A 21,468-nucleotide genomic window follows, 5' to 3' on the forward strand; every position below is an offset into this window, starting at 1 on the left:
GTTTTATATTTTTGCGGAAAGCTTGCGCATATGATATGAAGCGCAGCAAATCTTTCGGGTATTACTTGCCCGCAAAACCGGAATGTTATTGTTGAGCAGCCCGGCGGTTTTCTGCCCGCTCATACACAACCTTTCCAACGCGTTCGATATGTTCGAGAAGATCAGGATTTTGAATGCTCTCAACGGACTGCAAATCAACAAGATAGGGGATATCACTTTCCTCGAGATCGGACAAAATATTGCCGACAACATCGCGGCTTACCTGTGATTGGGTGATGACGAGGTCAACATCGCTGCGCTCCGTTGCGCACCCCTTCGCCCTTGAGCCGTACAGCAAAACCTGATTGACCTCGTGATAGCGACTCAGGATTTCCTTCAGCATTTTCAAATACTTGGGAGGGATGCCTGCAACAGTTCTCACGGTAAAGCCTCCAAATCGTCTCTCAATTTGCGCAGCAGCGGGAGGTAGGTTTGCTGCACAGCGGGGAGGACGTTTACGAGCAGGTGTGCGTCGTGGGTATGGCTGAGCAGGTTACGGTCATTGATCATACTGATCCACGGCTCGATCTCATCCAAATACTTCGCCTGCCAGGCTTGTCTCAGAATTCCCTTTGGTGAAAGTTGTTGAAGCACAATGCCATCGTCTTCCATTTTGTCTTTGAGGGTTTTGACAGCGAAATCTACTGTGAGCTCAAATCCCTTGTATAAGCCGAGCAGTTCAAGTTCTGATAACTGCGATAAATCAGCTTCCTCAACAAGCTGCAGGGTAGCGCACATCATCTTTTGATAGTCTGCAAAGGGGTGAGGCTGAAGTGAGTCGTTATGCATTAAGATTATTTTGGTTGTGTGGCACTTACAGCCAAATGATTATGATCGGGTGATAAAACGTTGCTATAATTGAGGTGTAATGCTTGGTAAAGCCTCTTTCCGGAAGGGGAGGTAACCAAGTTTTAAGCTTAAGCCTTTGTGGAAATGCAGAGGCTTTTTTTGTGCTGTACTACAAAATAATCTAATTGGTAGTACTCGTCCAATACTACGCATTTGTTTGTGTTGTCAATACGCCCTCCGGTCCTCCTTCAGCCGCCAGGCCTCGAAAAGCTTTGCTGCGCTTTCCGATTTCAGGTTCACGAAGCGGATGCTGCGGTCTTCCGGATCGAGCGGGATTTCATCATAGATGAACTTGTCATTGAAGCCGATTGCGGCGGCTTCGTCCCGGGTTGCCGCGTAATAGACCGCACTGATATTCGCCCAATACACCGCGGCAAGACACATGGGGCAGGGTTCGCAGCTGCTGTACAGCACCGCACCCGGCAGATGAAATTGCCCCATTTCTTTGCACGCCATCCGGATGGCCTTGACCTCGGCATGTGCGGTTGGGTCATTGGTTGAGGTCACCCGGTTATGTCCCCGCCCGATGACTTACCCATTGAGCACAACAACCGCCCCAAAAGGCCCGCCCTCATTCGCATTCATGCCGCGCAACCCCTCCGCACAGGCCATCTCCAGAAAATCCGCATGATTCATGTTGAACTCCTATTGGGAAGATCGTGATCAAAAAACCGGGCAAAACCCCGTACGCTTAAAAAGAGATTAGCGAAGTTGGGGGTTAGTTGCAATGTTGGGGTTAGTCGATTTTGATGCGGGCTTCGATGCGCAAAATGTAGCCGGTTTCCCGAAAGAAACGCTCCATGCGCTCGATCTGACTCACCCTGAATGCCGGCTGTTCGCTGTTGCAGATATAAGCCCTTTTCTTCTTATAGGTTCCGGCTTCCCCGCATACTTCAAAGTGGGAAATCGTCTCCCTAAGCTGCGATTCAGCCGTTTTGATCCATTCGCTGCCTTTGTCCCGGCGCTGTTTGAGTTCCGTGAAAATCACTGTTGTGTCATAGCGTAGCATGCCGTCACAACGCTTCCCCATTTTTCCGTCTTCACGCCGTAAGTCAAGGCAGTGATCAACGGCCGTGAAGGTCAGCTGACGCCCCTCGGGGTTATGAACCGTTGCAATCCAGCGTTCGGGCGAATTGGTATCAGTGTATGCCGGTTCCTGTGCCGGATGTGGTTTGTCGCACAGGCTGAAGAGTTGCGCATCTGTAAAACTGTTGCAATGTTCCGGAGCGAAGGTTTTTCTCATAGACCTTGTTGTTGTATTTCCAGAAGCTCTGCAAACGATTCATTGCTTTTATCGAGTGATGCGTTCAGCTCATGCGCATCCGATGGCAGGCCGTTGTAGGATGGCAGCTTGCGAATCGACCCATTTTGCTCATCGAACTGATAAACCGCAAGGTCATCCCCGGGCGTAGCGGCTGCATGCGGAACAATCTGATGTACTTTTGCGCCATCCAATCCGGACATATTTTGGTTGTTCAAGTCTGCAGCTTTTGCTGCAAGGGTCAGAAAGTTGATCAGGTACGGACTATGCGTTGTCATGATGAGTTTATTGCCGCTATTTAGGTTATTCAACGCCAGCAGGCTGTACAAAAGCTGTTGCTGCGAATCCGGAAACAGGTTCTGCTCCGGCTCTTCCACGATATTGATGAAGGCTGTTTTTGTAAATCGTGCCGAAAGCACCGTAAGGGCTGCCTGCCGCTGCTCTTCTGTTAATGAGGCGTTAGCCCATATTTCCTCAACCCCTTTTTTGAACCGCAGCAGCTCGTCGCTGCTCATGGGTTCCCTTGCGGATGCATTTTGTTTTTTTACCGTTTCAGCAAGATGCCACGAAACGAGATAGAGCGGAACAAGCGATAAAAACCCACTCGAAGCCTCTGTCAACCCGATTTTGTACCCCGCGCCCTGAAGGTTGAGGGTGTCGTTAAGCTTATCGAATTCCAGTTGTGTTTGATTAACCGGCAAGGGCAACGACCCGCTTAGATGTTGTTTTGCATTTTCAAAAGCGGTCAGAAATTCCATGAGCGCATCAGATGATAGCTTGAGCTCTTTGGGAGACTTCACATAAGCGACAAAATTACGCTCGGAAGGCACATACATGATTTGCGGAAGCTGATAGCTTCTTCGGTCAAGTTCTTCGATCGAGAGTGTCCCGTTCTGATACAAAATCCGACAGGCTTCCCCCTCATATTCAAGGGCACTTCTCTCGCTGCCGTTGTACTTCAGATAGCTGTCAAGCCGGTGATAGCGCAGCAGCTGATCTTTGAGCCTGCTTTTCTTTTCGAACCACTCTTGGGTATAATCACCCCGCACAAGCGACTTCTCAGCCCACATAAAAGCAGAAATAAGCTTGGCAACAGTACTCTTTCCGGAGCCCTGATTGCCAATAAAAACGGTCACTTTTTTAATGTCAAGCCAGCCCCCCTCATCCGGGAAGCCTTCCTGAATCGGACCAAAATGCTTTATTCTGATTTTGCTCATTTCTGAAGTCGTTAGGGTTTTAAGATAGATGAGATACTAAATTGCCGGTGTGTGAGGATGATTAGAGTGGAATTTAAAGTTTTTTATCACTTTATAAGCTGTTGTATTTAAGGTAAGTATCATCTACCCAAAATTCGTCGAATCCCACTCACAAAATGACCAAAACTAACAGACTTGTTTCCATCAATTTGAATAATAGAGGCGATTTTTCTGGCACAGCTGATCTTTGAAAATTCTTTTGTCATCATTTTAAGCTCATCACTGCCGGTCAGTAAATCGGGGTTTCTGAATTTGGCTTTTTTTGAAAGTTTTGCGCTTTTACTTGCAGGATAAAGCTGTTCAACTGCAGCCAGATCGCCGATATACCAATTCTCAAGTTCCCTGCACGCAATACGAATCAGGTGCGGAAGGCGAGGGGCGTTTTCAGAAATAATTTTCTGAATGCGGGCTTTTACCTCAAGGCAGTCAGCGGAATCCTGGTCATGGATTACAATCAAAAATACCTCTAAAGGGTAGTACTGATAAGCCCGAAGCCTGTTAGGCAGCATCTTCATCAGGTGCTGTTTGCCTTCATGGGCATGAATGAAACAATTGAATCCCAAGCTGAAACCATCGGGCAGAATGCGCGGCAAAAATCCTTTCAGGAATTCCTCCATCGACCGTTCTTCAACCAATATCTCAACCCGTCTATCCATTGGGGTGACTTCCTTCAAACATGTTCGATTTCCACAGGTAGCCGAGCGGGTTTCCGGCTTTGACCTGTGCGGAAATAAACGGGTCGTCTGATGCCCGCCTGATTTGCGTGTAGCCTTCCCGCTTGTCCAGCCAAAAAACCTCGTCGGCTTCAGCCGCATTCAGGAAATCCGGACTGTGAGAGGTCACAAAAACCTGTCCGCCCTTGTTTGCATACATGCGGAATTCTTCCAGAAGCTCAGGCAGCAGGGTTGGGTAAAGCTGATTTTCGGGTTCCTCGATACAAAGCAGCGGGTGCGGCTGCGGATCATGCAGCATCAGCAGATATGCAAACATTTTGATGGTGCCATCCGAAACAAATCGCGCTACAAACGGGTCCTTGAAATTGCCGTCCTGAAACCGCAGCACAATGCGTCCGTCCTCAGTCAGCTTCGCCTCAACTTTCTGCACGCCGGGCACGCGTTGCGCCATCTTCTCCAGCAGCGCATCAAATACCTCCCGGTGATTTTCAAACATGAACTGTGCTACGAGTGCCAGATTATCGCCCCGAGGCGAAAGGTGTTCCGCGTAGCCGGCCTCCCTTACGGGGCGTGCTTCCGAAATGTGGAAATCCGAAACGTGCCAGTTTTCAATAAACGAGCGGAACGCACTTGCCGCCTTGAACCGGTCGAACTGCCCCAGACCCTTAATCGCCAGAATATCCGGACTTCCCAGCTTTTGTTCTTCCCGCTCCAGTTCTTCATCGCTTTTGTCGAAATCTTCCTCGTTTGTGATTGCCGTGCCTGAGCCTCTCGCAAAATCCAGAAAATGATAAGGCGAGCCGTAACGCCCCCGCTTGTATTTCAGAATTTCGCGGGCCACAACCGGACGCCCCGCTTCTTCACTGATCTCCAGCAGGTAGGTCACAAGCCGCTCCCGACCGCTGATTTCCAGCCGGAATTGCAGCTCAATCTCAACGTTCCCCTCACTGTCTCTGCTTTTCACTTCCCGAAATCCGCCCCTTCCCGCGAGCGCGCTGCGCACATTACCACTTAGGGCTTCCGAAAGAAAGGCAAACACCTCAAATAAAGTCGATTTCCCGCTCCCGTTGGCACCTACAAAAATAGCGAGCTTTGGCAGATCCCGGATTTCCAGATTTTGGAAAACCTTGAAGTTTTTCAGGCGGATGGTCTCAATTTTCATCGGAAGGGTGGCTTGGAAATGAGCAAACTAAATAACTTTCACACGACCCTCCAAATTACGACCCCCGGCCGACTTAACAAACCCCGCGCAGTCCTGAATCAGCGGCACGCCGGCCCGCGATGCGAAAACCCAACCCATACATCCCAAGCCTGACGACCGGCATCCTGATTGTCCCGGCCTTTGTTTTTTGGGGGGGGAACTCCGAGAGCATCACGGTCAGCCGTGCTGATTCCACACCTCCCAAATCGGTCTCATGAGTCCTTGCTTTTTGATGTTGGTGCTCCGGGGCGTTACCTGCCTTCCTGACACGAGGGTGGTTTTGTTGTTTGGTGTTTCAGTCGACTTCCTAATCATCCTGTTTATCCTGAAATCCTAAAAATCCTGTTCAAAAACGAAGCAGCATTCAATCCCCGCCAACCCGTAACATCCGCGTTCCATCAGCGCTTTACCCTTAGCGTCCTTTGTGCCTCCTTTGCGTCTTCGCGTTCAAACTATCTGATGCTGTAATCAAGCAAGGTGTTTAACCGCAAAGTGCGCGAAGGATATCGCTAAGGGCACGAGGGATTTTAGTCCGGGCAACAGAGAGCCGGAGAAAACTCATCCTGTTTATCCTGAAATCCGCAAATCCTGCCCAATCCGAAAAATCCGCGTTCCATCAGCGCTGTGCGGAAAACTCAGATATCCATCATCCCGCTGAGGAGCAGCAGTTCGATTTCGCGGAGGCGGAGGGCCTGTCGGATTCGGGTTTGCTGCAGGCGGGCTTCGAGCAGGGTGAGCTGCGCGTCGCGGAGCTCAATGGCGGTGACGCGGCCCTGTCGCGCGGCTTCTTGGGCTTCCTGAAACTGCAGCTCAGCGGCGCTGACCGTTTGTTCGGACAGGCGGAGTGCGCGCTGTTGGGTCTGCAGGGCCGACCAGCTGTTGAGCACATCGGTCTCGACTGAGCGCAGTACCTGAATCCGGTTTTCTTCGCGGCTGCGGCGTTCGATGGCGGCGTTTTCGATAGTACGGCGCGTCGTGAAGCCGTTGAAGAGCACGTAGCGCAGGTTTACGGAGGCGCTAAAGCCGTTTTGTTCAAGTGTATGCAGCTGATTGGCGTCGTTTTCCTGATTGAGGTAGCCGTAGCGACCCTGCAGGCTGAGTTCGGGAAAGCGTCCGGTGCCGGCAAGCTGACGCTGTACTTCGGCGAGGCTGAGCTCGCTTTGGCTGAGCATTACCCGCACGTTGCGCTCGAGCGCGCTTTGGAGCAGGGTGTCGAGTATGAGACCGGCGTCGGGTTCATAGCCGGTGTGCAGGGCCGGAGTTTGGTCGTCCCGGCTGATTTCCATGCCGAGCAGCAGCTGCAGGGCACGCCAGGCTTCGGTGAGCGCGTTCCGGGCTTCTTCTACGCGGATCTGATCGTTGCCGGTATTGACTTCGGCATTCAGTACATCAAGCTGACGCGCATTGCCGAACTGCCGGGCGTCGCGGGTGAAGTCGAGCCGCAGCTCGGAGCTGCGCAGGTTTTCGCGCTCAATCTCGAGCTGCTCTTTGGCTTCAAGCACCTGAAAGTAACGCTGTGCGACTTCGAACAGGGTTTGCTCAATGGTGATCCGGGTGCTGAGCTCCGCGAGGCTTCCGAGCTGTTGAAGCTGCCGAAAGCGGTAGCGTCCGCTGAAGCCGTCGAAGAGGGTGTAGCGCAGGTTGACGCCCGCTTCAAAGGTGCGGCTTTCAGCGCCGTTTACGGTGATGGCGGTGTTGCCCGCTGCGGGATCGTCGAAGTTGGCAAGCTCGAGATCGGTGTTGTTCCGGCTTAGCTCGGCGCTGCCGCTGAGCTCAATGACCGGCAGCTGACCCGCATTGCCCCGGCTGATGTCGTTCCGGGCCTGTTCTTCGGTCAGGCGTTCGATCCGGATGGCGTGATTGTGCTGCAGCGCCCGTTCGAAAGCTTGCTCCAGCGTCATGGGGGCGGACTGCGATGTATCCGCCGTCGCTTCGGTACCACTCCATCCGGAGCCGGTAGCTGCCGGGGCTGCAAGTGCGGGCTGTGAAGCCATCACCCGAAACACCAGAAAAAAACAAGCGGCAAACAGGCCAAAGCGCATGGTAAGTACGGGGGAAAAGCGGCTCATCGGACTTCTGATTTTAGGGTGTCAATGTTTTTGAGTTCAATGCGTGCGGTTTCAACTTCTTCCTTGCTGACAAGGCGGCGGCGGAAAGGATAGAGGCCAAAACGCTTCACGTGATTGGCGAGCACCATGAGGCAGGGTGCGAGGGCAAGGGTGAGAAAGGTGCCGAACAGCAGTCCGTAGAAGACGGTCACCGCCGTTGGTTTGAGGAACTGCGCGCCGATTGAGGTGCCGAGCAGCAGGGGGGTGAGGCCCGCTGCCGTTGTGATGGCCGTGAGCATGATGGGCTTGAAGCGGGAGAGCGCCGCGCGGTAAAGGGAGGACACAAATCCGCGACCGGCTTTGAGGTTTTCGTTGAAGCTCGACAGCAGCACGAACATGTTGTTGAGCAGAATCCCGATCAGGGCGATCATCCCCAGAAAAGAAAAAATGCTGAGGGGTATGCCGGAAACGACGTGTCCCCATGCGACCCCGATGATGATGAAGGGGAGAATGGCAATGGTGACGACGGTTTGGCTGATGGAGCGGCCGTTCAGCAGAATCATGAAGAGCATGATGAGCAGAATGATGGGGCCGGCTTTGGCCGCAGAATCGGTTGTGTCGGCAGACTGACGGGCCTGTCCTTCGAAGGTGAATTCAACGAAGGGATATTGCTCCTGAATTTCGGGCAGAATCCGGCTGCGGATCATGCCGAGCACGGCGGGCACGGGGATGTCGAGGGAGGCGACATCGGCTTCGACGCTGATTTCGCGCCGGGCGTCGCGCCGGTTGATGAGTACAACCGTTTCGCGCTCTTCAATTTCTGCGAGGTCGCGCAGGAAGAAGGTGCCGCCATCAGGGCCGAGAATCCGCATACCTTCGAGGTTTGCCGGTGCCGAACGGGTTGCTTCATCGTAGCGCACCCATACCTTGACTTCTTCATCGCCGCGCTGCAGGCTCTGCGCTTCTATCCCGAAAAAGGCTTCGCGCACCTGCGTTGTGATGTCCTGCAGGGTGAAGCCGAGCAGCTCGGCAAGCGGTTTGAGGCGGAGGTTAAATTCCCGCTGCCCGATCTGATCATTATCCACGACGTCGATGATGGTGTCTTCCGCGTCGAGGCGTGATACGAGCAGTTCTTTGACTTCGCGCAGCTCTTCGAGGTCGTCGAAGCGGTGAATCATCGAGATGGAAATGGGCTGACCAAAAGCGGCGCCAGCCCCAAAGGAGAGGTTTTCGGCTTCGGGCACATCGCCGACTTCATCGCGGATTTCGCCGGCAATGAAGAAGGCGAGCACGTCACGTTCTTCCGGCTTGGTGAGGGTTACCTGAATGCGTCCGGTGTTGGGCTGCGGACCCACAATTCGCTGTACGTAGCGGATAGGGGAGGTGCCGCCGGCCTGATCGGTGAGGCGCTCATCGACCCGCGCAATGGCTTCTTCAATTTCGATGAGGATTTCTTCGGTCACCAGATCGCTCGCCCCGGCCGGCAGACGGAGGCTGACCGAAAGCTCATCGAACTCGATGTTAGGAAAGAAGGTGCCGGTGATGGTACCGCTGCGGAATCCGCCAATGGTGACGATAAAAAGACCGACAACCGTGAGAATCACCACAAACGGAAAGCGCAGTCCGAACCGCAGGGAAGGCGCATAAAATTTGGTGAGGATGGCTTTGAACATGCGGTCGAAGCCTTTTTCAAAGCGGTTGGGCACGTTGGCCTTGCGCAGCGATTTGGAATTAGCAATGAGCGCCGGTAACAGAAAGAAGCCGACCAAAAGCGCAACAATGTTGGACGCAATCACCACGAAGGAGATGTCAGAGAAAAACTCGCCGAGGCGCCCGTCAATGAAGAAAAACAGTGAGAAGGCGGCTACGGTTGTGGTGAAGGAGAGCATGAGCGGCGCAACGAGCTCCATAGTGCCGTCGATGGCCGCGTTGATGGCGTCTTTGCCGCGCTCGAAGTGCTGATAGATGTTTTCAGAGACCACAACGCCGTAATCGACCAGAATCCCTAACACCAGAATCACCCCGAACATGGAGAGCTGATTCACGGTAACGCCCCAAATACCGGCAAAGATAATCATCCCCAAAAGGGCAACCGGAATTTGCAGGGAAACCCAGAGCGCGAGCCGGAAATTGAGGAAGATTCCCAGTACGATCACCACGAGCAGGGCACCCTGCCAGGCATTATCCGCCAGAATCTGAATGCGTTCTTCGAGGGCGTCGGCACGGTCGTTGATGATGGTTGCACGAACGTCTTCGCGGTTTTCATTAAAGTCTGCCAGGTAGGTTCGGAGAAATTCAACGGTTTCGAGAATATCTTCATCGCTTGTGTTGTCAACCCGTATGCTTACGGCGGGCATGCCGTTAAGAAAGCGGCGGGTTGGCGACTCTTCAAACCGATTCTCAACGGTCGCGATGTCGCCCAGCAGGACCTGCGCGCCATCAGGGGTAGCGCGAATCACCAGGTTTCGCATGTCCTGCGCAAAGAAAACGCGGGAATCGGCGATGAGCTGAATTTCTTCGCGACCGGTCCGGATGGTGCCCCCGAACAGCTCGATGTTGCCCTGTGCAATGGCGCGGCTCACTTCCCCAAGCGTAAGGCCGAAAGCACGCAGCGTTTCTTCGCGGACCGTCACTTCAATTTCTTCGTCGGGGTATCCTTCCAGCGTCACTTTTGAAATGCCCGGCTGATTCAGCAGATCGCTTTCAATCTCCCGTGCGAGATCCTTGATGACTTCAAGCGGCTGACTTCCGCTAAGTGCAATGGTCATGGCGTCAGTGAGCACTTCCACCTTATAAACGACCGGGTCTTCCATAGTGGTAGGAAAGGTCGTGATCTGATCGACGGCGTTCTGAATATCGAGCAATACATTGTCGGCATTAACGCGCTCCTGCAACTCTACTTCAATGCTCGCAAAGCTGTTTTGGGAAACCGATGTGAAGCGCTCAATGCCGCTCACGCCCCGCAGGTTGTCTTCGATTTTGGCCACGGCAGCTTCTTCAATTTCAGAAGGCGAAGCCCCAACCCAGGTGATATCGATGTTGATGAAGCTGACATCTTCGGCAGGGAAGAAGGAGTAGCGCAGGTTCGAAAAGAAGAGCGCCCCCATGATGACAATCAGCACAAGGGTGAAATTCACCACCGATTTGTAGCTGATGAAGTAGGAAATAAGTTCTCTCATGAAAATATGGCCGGTTGCAGGTTGTTGAAATCGTTGGGATTAGGGGGATGTGTTTCCGGCTTAGTCAGCCGCCTGTACACGGGCCCCGGCAAGACGGGTTGTGCCCGCCCGCAGTTCAATAACCTGATCGTCGGCGCTCAGCCCGCGCACAAGCACGGTGTCTGTATTGAAGAAAACCGGCTCGACGCTACGATGTGTCGCAATGTCATCTTCAATGACCATTACGGTATTGGTTCGGGTAAGCAGGTGCCGTGGGATTTCAGCTACATCATCGAGTACGCGCCCTTGTATGCGACCGTCAAGGTACAGCCCTTCGCGCAGGGCAGGGGAGCGGACCTCCACAAATACGGGGAAGGCCTGCGTTGAGGCGTCAACGGAGCGCCCAATGCGGGTGATGCGGCCTTCAAGCGGTTCGGGGAAGGCGGGTGACCGGAGACTGACAGTGCTGCCGGTTTCCACGAAATCAAGTTCGCTCAGGCTTACAAAAGTCTCGAGTTCGTAAGTGTCGCCGAAAAACTCGCCCAGTTTGGTGCCCGGCGTGATGAGCGTGCCGGGAAAGGCGTCCGCCATGCGCAGCTCGCCACTGAAAGGCGCAGTTAGGGTGAATTTGCTCAGACGCTTCTCTGCCGCCCGTATGGCGAAGAATTGACCAAAAATATCGTTTCCGGAAAAGAAGAAGTGCTCGGTACGGTCGCTGATTTCGGGCAATTCCGGCAGGTTTTCCCCCGGCGTGATAGACTCGGTGTAGGCTGCCCAGGTTTCAAAACGATCGGGGAAATCGAGACGAATGGTCGGCAGGAGTGCGGCGAGAGCTGACTGAAAGCGACTTTGCTGTGCGGAGACTTCGAGACGATCCTCGGTATCGTCAAGGCTCAGCAGCACCTCCCCGGCACGGAAGCGGTTACCCGTGCGAAAAGGACGCGCGCCACTTTGCAGCACACCCTGCACTTCAGAAAACAGCTCAATCCGCTGCACCGAACGCACCCGGCCCGTAATGCGGATTTCAGTCGGGAACTCGCCCGACTCGAATTGCAGCACCGGAACTTCCTGCACCCTGTCCTGCGGCGGGAGATCACCGGCTTCGGGACGATCAGGCAGCAGGGCCAGTAAAATGACGGTGATAATGAGAATTCCTGCCGCCGTGCCATAGGCGGCATAACGCTGACGCTGTTTCTGTTTGCTCATGTTATTGGGCTGAAATGAATTAGGGGAGAACGGGCACATAAACAGAGCCATCGGGGATATCGTTTGATACGATCTTCCCTATTTCACAACCCTCCAAAGCCGATTCAACGCCCCGCCGTAACAGTCAGCTTGTCAGATACCGCAGGTAATTTCAATCAACCACATTCAGGCATCAACAACCCAACAACTCTGCACTCTGCACTCTGCACTCTGTACTCTGTACTCTGTACTCTGTACTCTGTACTCTGTACTCTGTACTCTGTACTCTGTACTCTGTACTCTGTACTCTGTACTCTGCACTCTCCAAGAATTAATAAAGGTGTCATCTCGAACAGCGGGACATGCCACTGCACTCCTCAAAGCTTTGAAGCAAAGCTAAACCGGGAAACCCATCGAAGTATCATGTGAGAGATCCCCTTCGCATGATCTGCCCGGATACCCCTCAAAGCATCCGGAAGATCCACAAAACTCACCGCCACAAAAATGTTTCATCTCAACTAAAACGTCAACCGTATTTAGGCATCAACAATCAACAACTCTGCACTCTGCATTCTGAACTCTGCATTCTGAACTCTGCACTCTGAAAGCTGCCTCATCCGGACTTTAAAGAATCATCAGAAGCGTCTTCTGCAAATTCGCTTTCGTTGGATTTGCGCACGAGATCTTTCACGATTTCATCGAGCTCTCGGGTTGTTTCCTTCAGCATATCAAGCAGCTCAGCCTGTTGGCTCAGGGTTTCTTCGGGGTAATTTTGGATGAGATCAACGACACCCAGAATGTTGGCTACCGGTCTGCGCACGACATGCGACTGATGCCAGGCAATATCGCGCAGGGTTTTATTTTGTTTGAGGATGACATCCTGCCGCATTTTGAGCTCGGTCACATCCTGTAAAATCAGGATGGAAAGCTTTTTGTCTCCGGCGATGAAATGATTCAGACTTAGAAAAACGGAAAGCTCCCCGCCGCTTTTTGTTTTAACTGTGATGAAACCGGGTACTTTTTTTGCGCGGCTTGACGCGCGAAGGTAGGACCATAAACGGCGTGCCCTTGCTTTGCTGTCCGCATCAGGCAGTAGTTTTGTAACATCGGTATGCAGTATTTCTTCTTCGGTGTACCCGATAACGCGTTCAAATTCTTCATTCACAAACTCAATTTCCAGGTCCTCTCCGATAATGACAAGCGGGTGCGGCACGGATTCAATGGTACGCTGCAGTTTGTGCTCACTCTCTTTTAGGAGACGTTCCTGTTTCTTCCGGTCGGTGTAGTCGATACCTACACACTGCACTTCGCCGGGTTTCCCGTTGGGTTTAAAGATGATTGAAAAGTCCCATAAGGTATAGGCGTAAGAGCCGTCTTCAAGTGGTTTTCGCATGTCAACCTGAATCACTTTACCAGGGTTTTGCATCAGCTCTGCAATGGTTTCAACAACCTTCGGCTGATCTTCTGAATGAATGGAACTCATGCAATTGATACCGGAATAAGGTATCGGGCCACCCTCATCTTTCTTATACAAAAACCCAAAGGTTTCCAGAAATTTGGGGTTTGCGTAGGTGTAATTTCCCGCAAGATCGGTACGGATAACATAGCAGGTTTGCAGTTCCAGCAGGCTTCGGGTGCGCAGTTCTTTAAGTCGCAGCTGTTCGGTCCGATACCGGTGTATAAAGGCTAACGCGCCTAAAAATAAAAATCCGCAGAGGAGGTAGAACCAGATTGTTTCATAAAAGAAAGGGGGAACGACAACCGGCATGCTTGCAAAAACAGGTGTGCCGTCAGGACCCGTTACACGGACGCGCAACAGGTACTCTCCGGGAGGTACATTTGTAAATACCGCTGTTCGACCGGAAACGGGGCGGCGCCAGGTTCTTTGAAGCCCTTCAAGCTGATAAGAAAACGTAATCATGTCGGGGTTACGAAAATTCGGCAGCGTAAAGCTCACCCTGAAATCCCGTTCACCCAGCGGGAGGGCAATGCTTTCAAACAATCCGGCCTGCAGGCTTTGGTCATTAAAAGAAACCCGGTCGATAACCGGCTGACTCAGGTTATCGGCACCAATGTTCAGAAACTCATCGGGATTAATAATCACGAGCCCTACCTGATTGGGAAAAACGATCAGGCCATTATCGAGCAGGGTGCCCGAGTTGCTGACGCCTCCGTTACCTTCATTATTGCGAAGCCCTTGCTCGTCTGTAAGTTTAAGGATGAGCAGCTGACTCGTCTCCCGGTTCGCAAAGGCATTAAGGTTTTGTTCTGAAAATCGCATAATGCCGCCGTTGGAATTGACCCACAAGTAGCCGTGCGGATCAGCGATAATGCGGTGCAGCCCGTGATTGAGCAGCCCGTCGGAAGTGCCAACGCTAATGGTTTCAACGATCTCACCTTCCGGATTAAAGACAATCCGGTTCAGACCCCTGTCTTGTGTAGCAAGCCAGATCGTGTCGTTTGAAGTGCTGTGTATATCACGTACAAAATTACTCGCGATACCATCATCGGTTACATATCGCTTGTAGCTCCAGTCTGATGTGTTGACCCTGAACAGACCGTTGCCGTTGGTCCCAATGAGGAGACTGCCATCAGGCAGGCTCAGGAATGCACGCGCACGATTGATTTGCTGTCCTGTTTTATCTTCAATACGAAAAACAGCCCCATCTTTGCGGACAATCAGCCCGTCTGTTGAACCGACAAATAAAATATGATCAGACGTTTTGTACATGCCGGTTACGATCGTCTGCGGAAGGAATTCCAGGCTATCTAACCAGTCAGCTTGAACCCATCTATTGCTTTTTAATTCAAAGAGCGGAAAAGACTCGGTTGAAGCGTAAACGGTCTGATCGACCGGGTTTACAAAAAGGTATTGGGCGTCATGATTTGCTTCATCGAAAAAAAAAAGATTTTCTACTGCTGACGTTTCGAGGTCAATATTAAGCGTGAAACGGGGAAAGCCCTGCACCAGCAATTCCTGCGGGCTTTTTTGCACGATGGAGTAGGTGTTTCTGAACCGGAAGTCATCGCTGCCGTTAAAATTGCGCACCTTACTTTCCTTAATCTGAAACATGCCGTTGTTACGGGTGAAAATCCAGATGGTGCCTTCATGATCTTCAAATCCCCCGCGAAGCTCCTGGTTTTCAATCACGAACTGCCCGTTAATGGAAACCGAAACGGAATCAAAATACACCGTATTTCCGCTTACCCGCAGGTCGAAATCCTGCATAAAGGGCAGGATTGCTCCTTTTTTAGTACCAAGCCGGTCTATCTGATGTGCTATTTCATCACTGCCTGAGAAGTGCGGCAGATCAGTCAGGCTGGTCTGATCATGATTGGTGAAAGTGAAGCCATCAAATGCGCTTACATTTCCGTAAGGGCTTGCTACCCAAATTATCCCGTCGGAATCTATGCCAATGCTGCGCAGGCGGTTTGTTGACAGGCCGGGTGCATTCAGCATGTTCATGGTTGTAAACTCATACCCGTCGTACCGCACCAACCCATCATAAGTTGTGATATACAAGAAGCCGTCTTTGGCCTGTACCATTCGTTGAACAGCATTGAGCGGCAGTCCGTCAGCTATGGTGTACTGTTTTACTACGTATTCAGGAGCGGCGTCTGTAGCAAAAGGGTTGTTCTGCAGGAATAAGGCAAGGATTAAAATCCCAATAAGCATAAAAGCAAAAAAAGGTCGGAATTAAAAAATAAGCTTTAGCTTAAATCCGGTTAATGTCAAAAGGAAAAATATAAGAAGGTTAGGCTTAAGTAAAATACATAATAAGCGGTGTTTTTTTTGGCCTCATTTATCGCAGAAACAAGCTTCAACGCCGCCAGCGGGGAAATTTCGCAGCCTTTGCACCACACTCAAATTTGGGCTACCAGTGTATTTAGCTAAGTCAAATTTAAACAAATATTTAGCAAATAAACCCCGTTTAATTGTGAATAATGCGGGTTAGCAGCTGCCGCGTAAGACCACTTGCGTAGGCGTTGAGGTTTTCCTCCTCAAATAGCATAATGCCGCCGTTTGAATTGACCCACAGGTACCCGTATGCATCTGCAATAATGCGATGCAGCCCGTGATTAAGCAGTCCGTTGGCTGGTAAGATTTGGGCGCTGTCAGAAATGAATCCATCATCATCCAAAATGATGCGGTTCAGGCCCCGGTCTTGCGTTGCAAGCCAAAGCGTATCCGGATGGCTAAAATGAATGTCGCGGATAAAATCACTGGATAAACCATTAGCTGTTGTGAACTGCCGCCAGCTCCAGTCAGCCGGATTTAATTGGTAGATGCCGAATCCGTTGGTACCCATCCAAAGCAAGCCGTCTTCTGTTTCCCTGATGGTCCGCACCCAGCGAAAATTATGGCCTGTCTTATCTTTGACCCACTCGGATGTGCCGTTTTGGTCGACAATAAGTCCGTGCGCAGTCCCTATAAACAAATCACCGTTTTGGGTGCGGTGCGTCGCATGAATGCCGGGTCTTTCCGGCTCCGCACGACCGAAAAGGGAGCTGAACCATGAAATTTCGGGCCACTCACCATCCGTAAACTTTCTTAACCCTACTGCCTCGCTGTAGGCATAAACCGAACCATCAAGGGGATCGGCAAACATATACTGAAAACTACGGTTTTCGCCATTGATGATATTAAAGTTGTTTATCGTACCTGTATTACCGTCGTAGCGGATCGCAAAGTTCATGAATCCTTTGATCCATAGTTCCTGCGGGTTCGGTTCGAATACGGAATAGGTGTTTTCAAACGATATACCGTTGCGATCAGAGAAATTCCGCACCCGGCTTTCTCTGATCTGAAACAGACCATTATTTCGGGTATACACCCATACCGTGCCTTCCTCATCCTCAAATCCGCCTCGTAATTCTTGATTGCCGAGTACGATCTGATTATTGATGGTTACGGCAGTCGAATCAATCCGAATGGGTGTACCATCTGCCAGCTCATGGTTTGTTAAAAATGGTATCGCACCCCCGAGAGCACTTCCAAGCCTTCCGACCTGATTTGCGATGTCATCAAACCCTTCCAAAAAAGGGAGCTCCCGAAGATCCGTCTGATCATGATTGGTAAAAGAAACCCCGTCGAATGCACTCAGGTTGCCGTAAGGACTTGCGAGCCATAGCTTTCCGTGCTCATCAAATCCCAGACTCAGAAGCCGGTTTGTGGAAAGACCATAGGTATTGATTCGGTTGAAGACCTTGAACGCATAGCCATCGAAGCGCACAAGTCCGTCATAGGTTGCCATGTACAGGAAACCGTCCCGCCCCTGCACAATTTGCTGAACCGCATTGAGCGGCAAGCCATCATTAATGGTGTATTGCCTTACAATATGCTCGTACGGGGCCTCCGGATCTGTCGGACTAAACTGAAATAATAATAAAAGGAGCAGAATGCCCGGATGCATGATTCAAATGACAATATTACAGAAAAGGTGCGGAATAATCTTTTAGACAGGCAAAGTCGAAAATTACCAAAAGGATACAACAGTTGAAATGGGTATCCTCGTCTAAACCTGCACAACCTCACAGCAAGTGTTGCAACATCTATTCTGCACGCATGTATTCTGCACGCATGCTGAAAGGGCCTATTCCTCCCGCATAAGATAGCGTAAAGCTGATAAATTAATCAGAATAAAAAGGGGTATAAGTATGAGAAAGCGGGGTTTACGTACCTTGTGCCACTTTACCAGCATGCCGGTCCCGATTCCAATACTGCCACCGGCAGCGGCCACCGTAAGCAGCTGCGCTTCGCTGATCCGCCACTCCTTTGCAACCGCCTGACGCTTGTCAAACTCCATCAGAGAATAGCCGTGAAAGTTTAGCAGTATGAAACAAAAAGCAAGGATAAGACGCTTGTAAACTATAATGAAATCAGGGGTTGAAAGATTATTTGGATTACGACAAACGGTCTTTGTACCGCTCGAGCTTGCTTCGCAGGGTGCCTCTCGGTAATTCGAGCAAAGCAGCGGCACGGCTGATATTATGCTCTGTTTTCCGGAGTGCCCACTGCAAAATCTCGTATTCTTTTTCCGTCATAAAGGTCTCATATGAAGGATAGGTGCTGAGCTGAGAAGGCGTATCGGGTACACTTGAATCGGTGAGGCTGTTGTGCTGATCTGTGTCTTTGAGGCGCGACACAATGCCAAGGTCTTCGGTAGCAATAATGCGCTCGATGATGTTTTCAAGCTGCCGCACGTTCCCCGGCCAGTTAAAGGCGCAGAGGGTTTCGAAAAAATCCACCGGCAGTTCACGCATCAGCGCTTCGGCACCTCTTTTCTGAAAAAAGTGCTGGGCCAGTTCGGGGATGTCTTCCCTGCGGTCCCGCAGGGGCGGCAGGGTGAGCGGAATGATGTGCAGGCGGTAGTAAAGGTCTTCCCGAAACTTTTTCTCCCGCACCATCTGCTGCAGCTCAACTTTGGTCGCACCGATAATGCGCACATCAAGCTGAATGCTTTCCGTGCCGCCTACCCGGTAAAACTGCCTTTCCTGCAGGATGCGCAGCAGCTTTACCTGAAGATGGAGGGGGAAGTCATCAATATCATCAATAAAAAGCGTGCCCCCGTGCGCACGCTCGAAGTAGCCCGTGTGCCGGCTAACTGCTCCGGAAAAGGCGCCTTCCTCATGGCCGAAGAGTTCGCTTTCCAGCAGGCTTTCGGGTATAGCCGCGCAGTTCACGGCAACAAAAGGTTTGTCGCTTCGGCTGCTGTAGCGGTGCAGAGCCCTTGCCGTAACTTCCTTCCCCGTGCCGCTTTCTCCCTGAATCAGCACCGTATAGTCGTGAACGGCTACATTCCGGATGGTCTCGGTGAGCTTTCGCATTACGGCAGAACTGCCGATCATGGCCTTGTTTTCAATGTCATCCAGGCGTTTCCGCAGGACTTCGTTTTCAGAGCGGACCTGCCGGAACCCGTCGATATTCCGGATCAGAATCAGAAACTTTTCGGGGGTCAGCGGTTTGGTCACATAGTCGTAAGCGCCGTTTTTGAGCGCCTGAACCGCAGTTTCTACGCTTGCATACGCGGTAATGACAATCACCTCGCTATCGGGATTGCTCTTTTTGGCTTCATCGAGTACCTGCATGCCGTCCCGCCTTGGCAGGCGAAGATCCGTGATGACCACATCGTACCTTTTCTGCTTCAGCAGCCTGATACCGGCTTCGCCTTCTGCGGCAGTATCGGTGCTGTGCCCTTCTTTGCGGAGCAGATCCGACAGGGTTTTTCGGGTGATGTTTTCGTCTTCAACAATCAGAATATTCATTTTTCTGCAAGAGGGAGGGTGATGGTAAAGCGGGTAAAGGCGCCTGCCTTGCTTTCCGCACGGATTTCACCGCCGTGTGCACTCATAATGCCATGCGTTACGGAAAGCCCCAGCCCGGTACCTTTGCCGGTATCTTTGGTGGAGTAAAAGGGTTCAAAAATAAGATCAAGCTGTTCTTCGGAAATGCCGCAGCCGTTATCCCATACACTGATCTGAAAGGTTTGGGCATCCTGCAGACGGGTTTCAATGCGGATTTCGCCGCCTTCGGATACCGCGTCGAGGCTGTTCAGCATCAGGTTCATAAGCACTTCCTGCATCTGACCCGGATCTGCATTGAGCTCCGGCAGCGGGTCGTGATGGATGACCTGGGTTTCGATCTGCTTCTCCCGCAGGCGGTATTTCAGCAGGTCAAGCACGATTTGGATGTGACGGTCGAGCTGCAGCGGCTCATCCGTTTTTGCCCGCTGTCTTGCATAACCCAGCAGCTTTGAGACGACGGATTCAATCTGACCAAGCCCTTCGTTGATAAGGTCCAGATATTCGCGGGTTTGGTCTTCGTTTCGGATATCCTGCTGAATGCCGTACACGCAAAAGCGTAATCCGTTCAGCGGATTGTTCACCTCATGCGCTACCCCGGAAGCCAGCCGACCTATGGAGGCAAGCTTCTCGGCGTGAAAAACCTGTTTCTGCGCCTGTTCGAGCTGTTGCCGGGATTCCCGCAGCCGCTGCTTCAGTTTTTCGAAATGTTCAATCAGATATCCGATTTCGTCGCTCCGGGGCTTGAGCTGTGTGGGTGTGGTTTGGTCGAGGTCGATTTTATCCACCTCCGCAACAAGGTCACGCAGGGATGCCAGAATCCGGCTGATGAGTATGTGCAGTATGCCGAGCGTGATGATGATGGCTAAAAGCGTGAGGATAAGCAGCAGGAAGAAAGAGTTGCTGATCTGTGTCCGTGCTGCAGAACTGTCGAAGCCGATGAGCACGCTCCCCCAGCGTTTTTGGCCAATCTGAAGAGGCTGAAACGCTTCCAGAATCCAGCTGTCGTCGCTGCGGTAAATGCGCGTATGCGTATCACCGGAGGGCAAAATCCCGAGGACATCTGCGTCGGTTAGCTGCTGCCCGTATTCCGCGAGAGCACTGTGTGCAATCACAACATGATGGTTGTTGAGGATGCTGATATAGCGTACGCCCTCCACATTCTCCATGAACTGCTGAATGTGTGTTTCCAGAAGCTCCCCGCCCTGTTCCCGGTTTTCGGCATTGATCAGAATTTCGGTGACCGGAATGGCGAAGGACCGGACAAAGGAGCGGGCGCTTTCCTGCTGCTGATCTAAAATCAGAACCCGCCACTGCAGCAGCGCACCGGTCGAGATCAGTACCATCAGCAGGGATATGACCAAACCAGTGACAGCGATAATCCGGAAGCGGATGCTTGAGTGAAACCAGTTGGGGCTCTTTTGTGCCTTGGGTGCGGCTTCGCCCGCAGCTGCGTGCCTGATGCTACTCATGGGCGGTGTGGGTCAGGAGGTGATCATAATCGCCGGCAAGTGCTGAGCTGAAACCATAGCGGAACTCGGGGTCCCAGCTGTTGAGCAGGGCGCGGTGTTCCGGCACTTCGGGGCTGAGGGGCAGCAGCAGCCGGCTGAACAGGGCAATCAGTTCATCCTCCCTTGACCCCGCCGCAACAACAAGCGGCGATCCCGGTACGGGGGCTGATTTTGCAATGACGCGAATTCCCCGACCTTCAAACTCCTGTGCGACGCGGTCTTTCACTGCGCCAGCATCAAAATTGTTGCGCATCACTTCGTAAATCACGGTATGATGGTGCTGCAGGAATCCGATCCTGGCACGGGTTTCGGCAGTAAGAACGGGACCGTTGCGGCTTTCGCTCAGCAGCCAGTTTCCTGAAAAAGAATCTTCAGAGGGCAACGCAAGCCTGTGGTTGTGCAGATCAGAAAGCGATGCGATTCCGGAGCCTTCCTTCACGACAACCACTGACCGGAAAAAGGGCTCACCATCGGCGTTGAGTGGTTTGAGAACGGGTACAAGCGGGTACAAATCCCGGGTGTCGGCATAGATGAAAGAGCCGAGGAAGGCCGCATCAACTTCCCCGCTGACCAGCTGCAGAACCGTTGCCCGGTAGGAGCGGCTGGTTACAAGTTCAAAATAGTAGTCCGAGGCTGAGGTGAGATAATCCATCAGCGGCTGATAGCCCCGGTACAGGACGTTGGAGGGGAAGCGGGAAACTACCCCAACCCGGATGGTATCGGCCGGTGCAGGGCTAAGTCCGGCGGCTGATACTGGTTCCGAAACCGTCGGATAGGGTGTACTGATATCCAGAATACGGGCATGCAGCATGCTGCTCAGCCAGGCAAGTGCCAAAACGACGAGGCTTGTGTATAGTAGTAACCGAAGCTTGGTCATCGGAGGGTAGCTGAAAAAAATAAATAAAGAAAAAGGGGAGCGACTTTGCCGCCATAGCAAAATTCATACCCTGTGGTTAGAATTTAAGGTAAGCGATTTTCAGGCTG

General features: G+C 52.0%; 16 protein-coding genes. All 16 read right to left on the bottom strand.

What is annotated here, in order from left to right; translation table 11 throughout:
- Positions 1-85: 85 nt before the first annotated feature.
- The gene (locus tag CYPRO_RS07170) at positions 86-382 is read right to left on the bottom strand and encodes a nucleotidyltransferase domain-containing protein (RefSeq protein WP_114983967.1); all 297 of its coding nucleotides are present in this window, start codon (positions 380-382) and stop codon (positions 86-88) included.
- Positions 383-417: 35 nt separating this feature from the next.
- Positions 418-828, bottom strand: a complete 411-nt coding sequence (locus CYPRO_RS07175; protein ID WP_114983968.1) for an HI0074 family nucleotidyltransferase substrate-binding subunit — start codon at positions 826-828, stop codon at positions 418-420.
- Positions 829-1,053: 225 nt separating this feature from the next.
- The gene (locus CYPRO_RS07180) at positions 1,054-1,416 is read right to left on the bottom strand and encodes a nucleoside deaminase (protein WP_333473004.1); all 363 of its coding nucleotides are present in this window, start codon (positions 1,414-1,416) and stop codon (positions 1,054-1,056) included.
- Between the two features lie 208 nt (positions 1,417-1,624).
- Positions 1,625-2,131, bottom strand: a complete 507-nt coding sequence (locus CYPRO_RS07185; RefSeq protein WP_114983969.1) for a hypothetical protein — start codon at positions 2,129-2,131, stop codon at positions 1,625-1,627.
- Positions 2,128-3,366: an AAA family ATPase gene (locus CYPRO_RS07190; RefSeq protein WP_114983970.1), complete on the bottom strand. Its 1,239-nt coding sequence runs from the start codon at positions 3,364-3,366 to the stop codon at positions 2,128-2,130. The genes CYPRO_RS07185 and CYPRO_RS07190 overlap by 4 nt, the downstream gene beginning before the upstream one ends.
- 119 nt (positions 3,367-3,485) lie before the next feature.
- Entirely contained in the window at positions 3,486-4,079 is a 594-nt protein-coding gene (locus tag CYPRO_RS07195; protein WP_124245559.1) for a DUF4276 family protein, read from the bottom strand.
- Entirely contained in the window at positions 4,054-5,241 is a 1,188-nt protein-coding gene (locus CYPRO_RS07200) for an AAA family ATPase (protein WP_114983972.1), read from the bottom strand. Before CYPRO_RS07200 ends, CYPRO_RS07195 begins: the two co-directional genes overlap by 26 nt.
- A 674-nt stretch (positions 5,242-5,915) precedes the next feature.
- Positions 5,916-7,349 (bottom strand): TolC family protein, encoded by a 1,434-nt coding sequence (locus CYPRO_RS07205; RefSeq protein ID WP_114983973.1) that lies wholly within the window; start codon positions 7,347-7,349, stop codon positions 5,916-5,918.
- Entirely contained in the window at positions 7,346-10,507 is a 3,162-nt protein-coding gene (locus CYPRO_RS07210; protein WP_114983974.1) for an efflux RND transporter permease subunit, read from the bottom strand. Before CYPRO_RS07210 ends, CYPRO_RS07205 begins: the two co-directional genes overlap by 4 nt.
- Positions 10,508-10,567: 60 nt before the next feature.
- Positions 10,568-11,692, bottom strand: coding sequence for an efflux RND transporter periplasmic adaptor subunit (locus CYPRO_RS07215; RefSeq protein WP_164682622.1), 1,125 nt, complete (start codon positions 11,690-11,692; stop codon positions 10,568-10,570).
- A 592-nt stretch (positions 11,693-12,284) separates the two neighbouring features.
- A complete protein-coding gene (locus tag CYPRO_RS07220) occupies positions 12,285-15,347 on the bottom strand; it encodes a PAS domain S-box protein (protein ID WP_114983976.1) in 3,063 nt (1,020 codons plus the stop codon).
- Positions 15,348-15,603: 256 nt separating this feature from the next.
- Complete coding sequence (locus CYPRO_RS07225; RefSeq protein WP_114983977.1) at positions 15,604-17,085, bottom strand: ligand-binding sensor domain-containing protein; 1,482 nt, start codon at positions 17,083-17,085, stop codon at positions 15,604-15,606.
- Between the two features lie 180 nt (positions 17,086-17,265).
- Positions 17,266-17,652, bottom strand: coding sequence for a DUF1294 domain-containing protein (locus CYPRO_RS16850; protein WP_270049197.1), 387 nt, complete (start codon positions 17,650-17,652; stop codon positions 17,266-17,268).
- Positions 17,576-18,937 carry a sigma-54-dependent transcriptional regulator gene (locus tag CYPRO_RS07235; protein ID WP_114983979.1) on the bottom strand — a complete coding sequence of 454 codons (1,362 nt, stop codon included), beginning with the start codon at positions 18,935-18,937 and terminating at the stop codon, positions 17,576-17,578. Before CYPRO_RS07235 ends, CYPRO_RS16850 begins: the two co-directional genes overlap by 77 nt.
- A complete protein-coding gene (locus CYPRO_RS07240) occupies positions 18,934-20,445 on the bottom strand; it encodes an ATP-binding protein (RefSeq protein ID WP_114983980.1) in 1,512 nt (503 codons plus the stop codon). The genes CYPRO_RS07235 and CYPRO_RS07240 overlap by 4 nt, the downstream gene beginning before the upstream one ends.
- Positions 20,438-21,361 carry a PhnD/SsuA/transferrin family substrate-binding protein gene (locus CYPRO_RS07245; protein ID WP_114983981.1) on the bottom strand — a complete coding sequence of 308 codons (924 nt, stop codon included), beginning with the start codon at positions 21,359-21,361 and terminating at the stop codon, positions 20,438-20,440. Before CYPRO_RS07245 ends, CYPRO_RS07240 begins: the two co-directional genes overlap by 8 nt.
- Positions 21,362-21,468: the final 107 nt, after the last annotated feature.

This window comes from Cyclonatronum proteinivorum, from assembly GCF_003353065.1.
Taxonomy (GTDB): Bacteria; Bacteroidota; Rhodothermia; order Balneolales; family Cyclonatronaceae; genus Cyclonatronum; species Cyclonatronum proteinivorum.